We start from the raw sequence: 8,863 nt of genomic DNA, 5'->3' as shown, positions 1-8,863 counted from the left end.
ACGACAGTACGCCGGAGCGCATCGCCCGCTGGCGTGACGCCGGGTACCGCGTGCACCTGATGACCGGGATCTCGTGGGGCACCTACCAGGACTACCTGGACGGACGGTGGGACGGCGCCGGCCACTGGGCCGACGCGCAGACCGCGGGCGACGGAACGCCGATCCTGCACGGCAGGAGCACCGACATCCCGTACATGGTGCCGACGTTCGGCTTCACCGAGTATCTCGTCCAGAAGCTCCGCCCGATCATCGAACTAGGTGTCGAAGGCATCCATCTCGAGGAACCGGAGTTCTGGGCGCGCGCCGGCTACTCGGAGTCGTTCAAGCGCGAGTGGCAGGCCTTCTTCGGTGAGCCGTGGCAGGCTCCGCACAGCACCGCGGAAGCGCATTTCCGCTCGGGGCAGCTCAAGCAGCACCTGCTCTCCCGCAGCCTGGACCGGGTCACGTCCGTACTGCGCGACGAAGCCCTCCGGCAGGGTCGGCAGGTGCGTTTCTACGTGCCGACGCACAGCCTCCTGAACTACACCCAGTGGCAGATCATCAGCCCGGAATCCCGCCTGCGCACCCTGCCCTCGATCGACGGGGCCATCGCCCAGGTGTGGACCGGCACCTCGCGCACGCCCAACGTGTACGCCGGGAAGGTCGCCGAGCGCACGTTCGAGACCGCGTACCTGGAGTACGGCATCGCGCAGGACCTGACCCGCGGCACCGACCGGCGCATGTGGTTCCTGCACGACCCGATCGAGGACCACCCGGACCGCACCTGGGAGGACTACCTGGCCAACTACCAGCGCACCCTCGTCGCCTCACTGCTCCACCCGGGCGTGTCGCGCTACGAGGTGGCGCCGTGGCCCCACCGGATCTTCAACCGCCCCTACCTGCGCGAGGGATCGACCGAACGGGAATCGATTCCGCCCGACACCGCCACCAGCTACCTGATCGCCATGAACAGCCTGCGCGACCTGGACCAGCCCGAGGTCCGCTGGGCGCAGGAAGGACCGCGGATCGGCATCGCGCTCTCCGACACCGCCATGTTCCAGCGCTGGGCCCCGGGTGGTGAGAGCGGCCACTACGACGGCCTGCAGGACGCTCTGGCAGTCGAAGGCCGCGAGCAGTTGCACTTCTCCGACTTCTACGGCCTGGCGCTGCCACCGCTGTGCGACGGGCAGCGCGTCTGTCCGGTCCAGCTGGAGAACGTGATCGACACCCCCGATGCCCTGGACGACGTCGACGTGCTGGTCCTGAGCTACGAGTTCCAGAAGCCGCTGGCACCCGGCATCCACTACGCGCTGGCCGGGTGGGTCAGCCGCGGCGGCAGCCTGCTGTACGTCGGCGACGGCGCCGACCCGTACCACGAGATCCGCTCATGGTGGACCGGTCGCTACGACACCTGCGCCGACCACCTCGCCGAGGCCCTCGGCGCGAACCATAGCGAACCCGGCCTCCAGCCGGTCGGCCGGGGCCGAGTCCGCTTTCTTCCGTCCCGCCCGGCAGCGTTCACCGAATCAGCCGGCCGCGCAGCCGAGCTGGTCACAGCGATCCGCGAACTGGCCGAAGCCGGCGGCCACAGCTGGACGTCCACCAACTGGCTGTCGGTCCAACGCGGTCCGTACCTCATCGGGGCCGTGCTGGCGGAAGCCGGCGGCACCCATGTTGTGGAGGGCAACTATCTCGATCTCCTCGATCCATACCTGGGCACCGTCCGGAGACGAGAGCTCGGTCCCGGCCAGCTGACCTGGCTCCGCGACCTCTCCTTCGACGACCAACCACTCCTGGCCTCGGCCGGCCGCGTCGTCGACTGGCACCAGGACCAATCCACTATCCGCTTCACCTGCGAGGCTCCGCGCGGCGTACAGGTCACCACCGCCCTGCGCGCCCCCGCCGAACCGGCGACTGTCCGAGCCGACGATGCGGACCCCACCGACCTCCGGTACGACGCCGACGCCGGAGTGCTGTGGCTGCGCCATCCCGGCGTACCGTCCGGGACCAGCGTCGACATCAAGTTCTGAGTAGCAGGGCACAACCCCTTCGACCGTAGTCAAAAAGTTTCCATTTCACGCGCGAGGTCTGTGACTTTCCCCACGTTCGCGGTACAAAGATTCCCAGTAGGTCTGTCCGCCCCTAGACCTGGAGGAATTGTCATGGCCGGAATCAACGGCGAAGTCTCATGGTTCTGTTGCGGGAACGCGTGGGGACCGTGCGCCAGCACCGGACGTGGTGCTTGCGGAACCTGTCACTCGGGCAACTTCCAGCACGCCTGGCCGAACACCTCGGACGCGTGCTACGACATCACCCGGCCGGACCGCTGCGGGATCACCGGGATGTCCCGGCGTACGTGCGGTTTCCGCCACTCCACGACCAACCTGTGCAACGGCGCGCGGGTGGTCACGTCGATCGCGGACTGTGGTCCGCAGACCGACCTGTTCTGTGGTGAGCGTGCCTGCTGCGGCGGGACGTGCGCCTCCAACCGGATCATCGACCTCACTCCGGCCGCGTTCTCCGCGATCGGGAGCCTGAGCGCCGGCCTGATCCCCTGCACCGTCGACATCGGCTGAGAGGAGTGAGTTGAGATGACCACCACGATAAACCGCCGGTCCCTGCTCACCCGCGCCGCGCTCGGCGCCACCGGCCTGGTCGCGGCCAGTGCCATGGGTTCGCTCGCTCCCGAGGCCGCGTTCGCCGCGGCGTCGCAGTACCCGGAGGCCGGCCAGCCGGACCCGAACTTCGCCGAGGGCCTGATCATCGGCCGAAACCGGGATCTCCTGCAGGTCCGAGGATCCGACGGCCGGATGCACCGGATCCAGCTGACCGGTGTCACCAGCGTGTGGAAGCTGCGGCCGACCACGCTGGACGAGGTCCGCATCGGCGACGGCATGTACGCGCGCGGTGTGCTGATGCCGGACGGGATCCTCGCTGCCGAGTCGGTGTGGGTGAACATCGTCAACCTGACCGTCGGCATCACCTCGATCGGGCGCTCGGTGCTGAATCTCGACCACCACGGCCAGAACGTCGTGGGGCACGTTCAGCCGGGTCTCACCGCGGCCGTCTACAACGGAACGCCCGCGGTGTCGGACCTGTCGATGCTCGAGGTCGGCCGGCACGCCCAGGTGATCGGCGCCTGGCGACCGGGGACGAACGAGATCGACATCGCGACGATCTACGCGTCGAACTGAGCGGGAGGCCGCGATGTTCGCACAACAGGTGGCGGCTGCCCAGCCGCTGCTGATCGGGTTGCTCCTGCTCTGGTCGTCGTACGGGAAAATCGTCCGGCAGGACAGCGCGGAGCGTACGGCGCTGCCGCGCTTGGTCGGCGAGAACCGGGCCGCCCCGGCGTATCGCGCGGTCGGCGTGGTCGAAGCGGTGATCGCACTGGCGTTGCTCGCGCCGCCGGTCTGGACCGTCGAGGCGTTCGCGGCGGTGGCACTGGCGGCCGGATTCACCGGCTACCTGGTGTACGCCAAGATCGTCGTGCCGGCGGCCTCCTGCGGTTGTGTCGGGTCCTCGGCGAAGCCGATCGGCCACCGCGCGATCGGCCGCGCACTGTTGCTACTGGCAACAGCAGTGACAGCGGCGACGGCAACGACCGGCTGGTGGTCGGCCGGGTCCGGGGCGCTCGTCCTGATCCCGGAGGCCGCTGCGTTCGTCATGCTGTCGGCGGAGCTCGACAGGTACTGGCTCCTCCCCCTGCGCCGGCTGCGGCTGCGGATCACCCATCCGCTCAGCGGCACCGCGACCGACGGGATCCCGCTGGTCGCGACCCAACGGCGGCTGCTGCTCAGTCCGGCGTACCGCGCGGTCGACGGGCTGCTGCGATCCGACATTCGCGACTACTGGGACGACGAGGACTGGCGTTTCGTCAGTTACACCGCCAGGTACGACGGCCGCCGGGTGACCGCCGTGTTCGCCGTACCGCATCACGACTCCACGCCGGAGTCCGTCCGGGTCGCCGTCGTCGACGAGACGTCCGGCCAGACCCTCTACCGCCCGACCGTGCCGGCCGCCGCCGGTTAGCGTGACCGTCCGCCTGCGCTGCTCGCCACCGGCCCGGCCGCTGACCGTCCACGGCGTGGGAGGTCAGCGGCCGAAGTCCGCGTTCACCGGCGTGCCGGTGGCGAGCGCCCGCTCGGCCAACGCGAGCCGGCGGAGCATCGATGGACGGAGCCGCGGGCCCGCCTCGGCGAGGGTCAGGAACTCGTGGCCGTGCGCCTCCACCCGGTCGATCCGCAGCCGGTCGATCGTGGCCGGGTCGAGGACGCCGCCGTCGAACACGAATGCGAGCGCGTCGGACCAGGGGCCCTGCGCCGGGACCCAGTCGACGACCAGCAGCGGGCCGATCTCGAGCGCCAGGCCGAGTTCCTCCTCGACCTCACGGACGCAGGCCTGGTACGGCGACTCGTCGTACTCGGCGATGCCGCCGGGGATGTCCAGAGTCGGCTTGTAGGTCGGTTCGAGGAACAGGTTCCGGCCGGCCCGGTCGCGGATCAGCGCACCGCCGGCCACCGTCTTGCGCGGCAGCCGGGCCGCGATCCCGGCATGGAACTCGCGCTCCGGCTCGCCCTCGGCGAGCAGGTCGCCGCGGCGGATGTCGTCGTCCACGGTTCAGCACCCTCCCAGCCGCGTCCTCGATCCGCAATCCGGCCTTGTTTCCGGAGTGCCGAACTTCTATGTTTTCGGTGTGCCGAAAACTCTTGCCGCCCTGCTGGTCCTGGCCCTCGGCTTCCTGCCCGGGTGCTCGGCGAGCAAGGCCTCGAGCAACGACAAGCCGCTCGTGCTGACCACGTTCACCGTGCTCGCCGACATCGCGCGGAACGTCGCCGGCGACCATCTCGCGGTCGAGTCGATCACCAAGGTGGGCGCCGAGATCCACGGCTACGAGCCGACCCCCGGCGACATCCGGAAGGCCGCGGACGCCGACCTGATCCTGGACAACGGCCTCAACCTGGAGCTGTGGTTCGAGCAGTTCGTCGAGTCGGTCGACGTACCGCACAAGGTCGTCTCCGAGCGGGTCGAGCCGATGGACATCACCGAGGACTCGTACGCCGGCAAGCCGAACCCGCACGCGTGGATGAGCCCGAAGAACGTCCAGCTCTACGTGGACGCCATGGTCGACGCGTTCTCCGGGCTCGATCCGGCGCACGCGAGCGACTTCGCCGCGAACGGGATGGCCTACCGGGCCGCGCTGCAGAAGGTGCAGGACGAGCTGATGAGGAACCTGGCGGCGGTGCCGAAGAAGCAGCGCGCGCTGGTCAGCTGCGAGGGCGCGTTCTCGTACCTCGCACGCGACGCCGGGCTGACCGAGAAGTACCTCTGGCCGGTCAACGCCGAGCAGCAGGCGACCCCGCAGCAGATCGCGGCCGCGACCGAGTTCGTCAAGGCCAACGACGTTCCCGCGGTGTTCTGCGAGTCGACCGTGTCGGACAAGGCGATGCGTCAGGTCGCCACCGGCACCGGCGCCGAGTTCGGCGGCACGCTGTACGTCGACTCGCTGTCGGCGGCCGACGGCCCGGTGCCGACGTACCTGGACCTGATCCGGTACGACGCCGACACGATCGTCCGCGGGCTCACCGGAGACACCCCATGACCGCGGTCGAGGTCGAGAACGTCGTCGCCCGGTACGGCGACGTCCTCGCGCTGGACGGGGTGTCGCTGACCGTCGAACCGGGCCGGGTGACCGGCCTGATCGGCATGAACGGTTCCGGGAAGACCACGCTGTTCAAGGCGATCATGGGAATGATCCGGCCCGACCAGGGTACCGTCCGGCTGGACGGGATCGATCCCGCGGTGGCGCGCAGGCGCGGCCGGGTCGGCTACGTCCCGCAGAACGAGGACGTCGACTGGACCTTCCCGGTGTCGGTACACGACGTGGTGATGATGGGCCGGTACGGGCGCCAGGGATTCACCCGCCGGCCGCGGGCCGCCGACCACGCGGCGGTGGCCGAGGCGCTCGAGCGGGTCGCGCTGACCGAGTACGCCGACCGGCAGATCGGCCGGCTGTCCGGCGGCCAGAGGAAGCGCGCGTTCGTTGCCCGCGGCATCGCGCAAGAAGCGCAGATCCTGTTGCTGGACGAGCCGTTCGCCGGGGTGGACAAGCGGTCCGAGGCGACGATCGTCGGCCTGCTCCGGGAGTTGGCCGCCGACGGCCGGGCAGTTCTGGTGTCGACGCACGACTTGCACGCACTGCCGCAACTGGCTGACGAGGCGGTTCTGCTGCTGCGGCGGGTGCTGTTCCACGGGTCGGTCGCCGAGGCGTTGCGGCCGGCGAACCTGGCCCGCGCCTTCGGTCTCGACGTACTCGAGCAGGAGGGCGCGGCATGACCCCGCTCGACTATCTGCTGGAGCCGCTGCAGTACGACTTCATGGTCCGCGCGCTCGTCACCACCGTATTCGCGGCGGTCGTGTGCGCGGTGCTGTCGTGCTGGCTCGTCCTGCTCGGCTGGTCGTTGATGGGCGACGCGGTGTCCCACGCCGTACTGCCCGGTGTCGTGATCGCCTACATCCTGGGGGCGCCGTTCGCCCTCGGCGCGGTGGTGTTCGGGTTCCTCGCGGTCGCGCTGATCGGGGTGGTGCGCGACACCAGCAGGGTGAAGGAGGACGCGGCGATCGGGATCGTGTTCACCACGCTGTTCGCCTTCGGGCTCGTGCTCGTGTCCGTCACGCCGAGCCAGACCGACCTGAACCACATCATCTTCGGCAACATCCTCGGCGTCTCCGCGACGGACCTGATCCAGATCGGCGTACTGGCCGCGGTCGCCCTCGTCGTGCTCGTGCTCAAGCGCCGCGACCTGACGCTGTACGCGTTCGACCCGATCCACGCCCACGCGATCGGCCTGTCGCCACGCCGGCTCGGTGCGCTGCTGCTCGGCATGCTCGCGTTGACCGCGGTCGTGGCCCTCCAGGTCGTCGGCGTGATTCTCGTGGTCGCGATGCTGATCATCCCGGGCGCGACGGCGTACCTGCTGACGGATCGGTCCGGCCGGATGCTGGTGATCGCACCGGTCGTCTCCGCCGTATGCTCGGTCCTGGGCATCTACCTCAGCTATTGGCTGGACGCCGCTTCCGGCGGGCTCGTCGTCGTGGTCCAGGGCGTCGCGTTCGCCTTGGTGTACCTGTTCAGCCCGCGCCACGGGGTGCTCGGCAGGCATCTGACAGCCAGTCGCCGGCGGGCGGCCGCGGTGGGATGAGCGGAGAGGCACGATGGAATCCAGAGTCGTCGAGAACTACCTCAAGGCCGTCTTCAACGCCCGGGAGTGGTCCGACGAGGCGGTCACCGTCGGCGGCCTCGCCTCCCGGCTCGGCCTGTCGCCGTCGGCGGTGTCCGAGTCGGTCCGCAAGCTCACCGAGCGCGGACTGCTCTCGCACGCCCGGTACGGCGCCATCGACCTGACCCCCGAGGGCCGGCGGATCGCGCTCGCCATGGTGCGCAAGCACCGGCTGATCGAGACCTTCCTGGTCCAGTACCTCGGCTACACCTGGGACGAGGTGCACGAGGAGGCCGAGATCCTCGAACACGCCGTCTCCGACACCTTCGTCGACCGGCTGGCCGTCCGCCTCGGCGAACCCGATCACGACCCGCACGGCGACCCGATCCCGCGCGCCGACGGCACCCTGCCGGCCGACGACCAGTTCCGGCTGGACACCGTCGGCGAAGGCGTCCGGGCCCGCGTCGCGCGGGTCTCCGACAGCGATCCCGAGCTCCTCCGGCAGCTCGACCAGCTCGGCATCACCATCGGCACCACGCTCACCGTCAACGGTCGCGACGACGCCACCATCGACGTCGAGCACGACGGCACGTCCGTCGCCCTGGGCCTCACGGCCGCGTACGCCATCCGGGTCATCCCCAAGCCGTGATGCTGCGCGGACGTTCGGAGAAGGGGCACTGGTTCGGCACGGTCGTCGACGCGCCGGACCCGCAGGCACTCGGCATGTTCTACCACCGAGTACTGGGTTGGCGGATCCACAAGAACGAGCCGAACGAGTTCGTCCTCGCGGTGCCGGGCAACTCCGAGACCTACCTGTCCTTCCAGCCGCAGCGGTCGGCTCCATGGGTCCGGCGGACGTGGCCGGCGGCCGAGGGCCGGCAGCAGATGATGATGCACCTGGACATCGAGGTGGGCAGCCTCGATGTCGCTGTCGAGCGCGCACTCGAACTGGGGGCGACCCTGGCCGACTTCCAGCCGCAGAACGACGTCCGCGTCCTGCTGGACCCGGCCCTGCAGCCCGAGTCGCGCCACCATCCCGGCCATCTCCGGGTACGCGCAGAACCCACCTCGCCCCGCGCCATGTCCCTCCTCGACCACCCCTAGACCCCACCGTTCGGGCCGGAGCCGCTGGTAAGGGCGTCGGTCGACCGGTGTGCGGCGGCGTGGAGAACGGTGCGGGCGGCGGCGATGGCCGGGTGGCCGGCGGTGCCTCGGCGGTAGGCGAGGTGGGTTCTGCGGCGGATCGGCAGCGGAGTCAGTACGACCGCCTCGGGTGGTGCGGCCGCGCCCAGGTCAGGGACGAAGGCGACTCCTTGGCCGGCCGCGACCAACGCGAGTACGGCGCCGAAGTCGTCGGCGTGGTGGCGGATGCGTGGCATGAACCCGGCGGCCTCGCAGGCCCTGATCGTCATCGCGTGACACAGCGTCCCCGGCGTACCGGCGATCCAGGACGCGTCGCGCCGGTGGGTGAGCGGCTCGGCGGTGAGAGCGGCCAGGTGGACGATCTCATCCAGCAACGGCTCGGTCTGCAGGCCCTGGTCGGAGGCGATCGGCACGTAGTCGTACTCCTGGATCAGCGCAATGTCGAGGCTCTCGTCCCGGAGAGCGTCGGGCACCGCCGCCGGGTCCAGTTCGATGACCGTCAGGTCCAGGGTGGGATGGTC

At 69.8% G+C, this 8,863-nt stretch carries 11 protein-coding genes; 9 read left to right on the top strand and 2 right to left on the bottom strand.

The window, feature by feature from the left end; all coding sequences use genetic code 11:
- The 4 genes from E1218_RS36390 to E1218_RS33205 form a co-directional block, all read left to right on the top strand.
- A partial coding sequence (locus tag E1218_RS36390) for a hypothetical protein (RefSeq protein ID WP_165949525.1) occupies window positions 1-2,009 on the top strand: 2,009 nt, incomplete at its 5' end.
- A 132-nt stretch (window positions 2,010-2,141) separates the two neighbouring features.
- Complete coding sequence (locus E1218_RS33215; RefSeq protein ID WP_132327008.1) at window positions 2,142-2,555, top strand: RlpA-like double-psi beta-barrel domain-containing protein; 414 nt, start codon at window positions 2,142-2,144, stop codon at window positions 2,553-2,555.
- Between the two features lie 15 nt (window positions 2,556-2,570).
- Window positions 2,571-3,173 (top strand): cell wall protein, encoded by a 603-nt coding sequence (locus E1218_RS33210; RefSeq protein WP_132327007.1) that lies wholly within the window; start codon window positions 2,571-2,573, stop codon window positions 3,171-3,173.
- Window positions 3,174-3,186: 13 nt separating this feature from the next.
- Window positions 3,187-4,011 carry a MauE/DoxX family redox-associated membrane protein gene (locus E1218_RS33205; RefSeq protein ID WP_132327006.1) on the top strand — a complete coding sequence of 275 codons (825 nt, stop codon included), beginning with the start codon at window positions 3,187-3,189 and terminating at the stop codon, window positions 4,009-4,011.
- A 63-nt stretch (window positions 4,012-4,074) separates the two neighbouring features.
- On the opposite strand, the gene E1218_RS33200 is transcribed toward E1218_RS33205, so the two are convergent.
- Window positions 4,075-4,596 (bottom strand): NUDIX domain-containing protein, encoded by a 522-nt coding sequence (locus E1218_RS33200; protein WP_202866330.1) that lies wholly within the window; start codon window positions 4,594-4,596, stop codon window positions 4,075-4,077.
- 79 nt (window positions 4,597-4,675) lie between these two features.
- Between E1218_RS33200 and E1218_RS33195 the strand changes: the two genes are divergently transcribed.
- The 5 genes from E1218_RS33195 to E1218_RS33175 are packed head-to-tail and all read left to right on the top strand — an operon-like array spanning window position 4,676 to window position 8,303.
- A complete protein-coding gene (locus E1218_RS33195; protein ID WP_233712639.1) occupies window positions 4,676-5,581 on the top strand; it encodes a metal ABC transporter substrate-binding protein in 906 nt (301 codons plus the stop codon).
- Window positions 5,578-6,315 carry a metal ABC transporter ATP-binding protein gene (locus E1218_RS33190; RefSeq protein WP_132327004.1) on the top strand — a complete coding sequence of 246 codons (738 nt, stop codon included), beginning with the start codon at window positions 5,578-5,580 and terminating at the stop codon, window positions 6,313-6,315. Before E1218_RS33195 ends, E1218_RS33190 begins: the two co-directional genes overlap by 4 nt.
- Window positions 6,312-7,181, top strand: a complete 870-nt coding sequence (locus E1218_RS33185; protein WP_132327003.1) for a metal ABC transporter permease — start codon at window positions 6,312-6,314, stop codon at window positions 7,179-7,181. The genes E1218_RS33190 and E1218_RS33185 overlap by 4 nt, the downstream gene beginning before the upstream one ends.
- Window positions 7,182-7,194: 13 nt before the next feature.
- On the top strand, window positions 7,195-7,848 hold the full coding sequence (locus E1218_RS33180) for a metal-dependent transcriptional regulator (RefSeq protein WP_132327002.1): 654 nt from the start codon (window positions 7,195-7,197) through the stop codon (window positions 7,846-7,848).
- Window positions 7,848-8,303 (top strand): VOC family protein, encoded by a 456-nt coding sequence (locus E1218_RS33175; protein ID WP_165949526.1) that lies wholly within the window; start codon window positions 7,848-7,850, stop codon window positions 8,301-8,303. The genes E1218_RS33180 and E1218_RS33175 overlap by 1 nt, the downstream gene beginning before the upstream one ends.
- Here E1218_RS33175 and E1218_RS33170 read toward each other — a convergent pair.
- Window positions 8,300-8,863, bottom strand: a 564-nt coding sequence (locus E1218_RS33170; RefSeq protein WP_233712638.1) for a LysR substrate-binding domain-containing protein, incomplete at its 5' end; no start/stop codon positions are given. The two genes, E1218_RS33175 and E1218_RS33170, sit on opposite strands and share 4 nt — an antisense overlap.

This window comes from Kribbella turkmenica, from assembly GCF_004348725.1.
Taxonomy (GTDB): domain Bacteria; phylum Actinomycetota; class Actinomycetes; order Propionibacteriales; family Kribbellaceae; genus Kribbella; species Kribbella turkmenica.
The sequence above is the reverse complement of the archived record's forward strand: the minus strand, read 5'-3'. Positions and strand labels throughout refer to the sequence as shown.

What these genes read in the sequence shown, in the direction of transcription:
- E1218_RS33215 (WP_132327008.1), top strand. Translation starts at nt 2,142, where the DNA reads ATGGCCGGAATCAACGGCGAAGTCTCATGGTTCTGTTGCGGGAACGCG.
- E1218_RS33210 (WP_132327007.1), top strand. Translation starts at nt 2,571, where the DNA reads ATGACCACCACGATAAACCGCCGGTCCCTGCTCACCCGCGCCGCGCTC.
- E1218_RS33205 (WP_132327006.1), top strand. Translation starts at nt 3,187, where the DNA reads ATGTTCGCACAACAGGTGGCGGCTGCCCAGCCGCTGCTGATCGGGTTG.
- E1218_RS33190 (WP_132327004.1), top strand. Translation starts at nt 5,578, where the DNA reads ATGACCGCGGTCGAGGTCGAGAACGTCGTCGCCCGGTACGGCGACGTC.
- E1218_RS33185 (WP_132327003.1), top strand. Translation starts at nt 6,312, where the DNA reads ATGACCCCGCTCGACTATCTGCTGGAGCCGCTGCAGTACGACTTCATG.
- E1218_RS33180 (WP_132327002.1), top strand. Translation starts at nt 7,195, where the DNA reads ATGGAATCCAGAGTCGTCGAGAACTACCTCAAGGCCGTCTTCAACGCC.
- E1218_RS33175 (WP_165949526.1), top strand. Translation starts at nt 7,848, where the DNA reads ATGCTGCGCGGACGTTCGGAGAAGGGGCACTGGTTCGGCACGGTCGTC.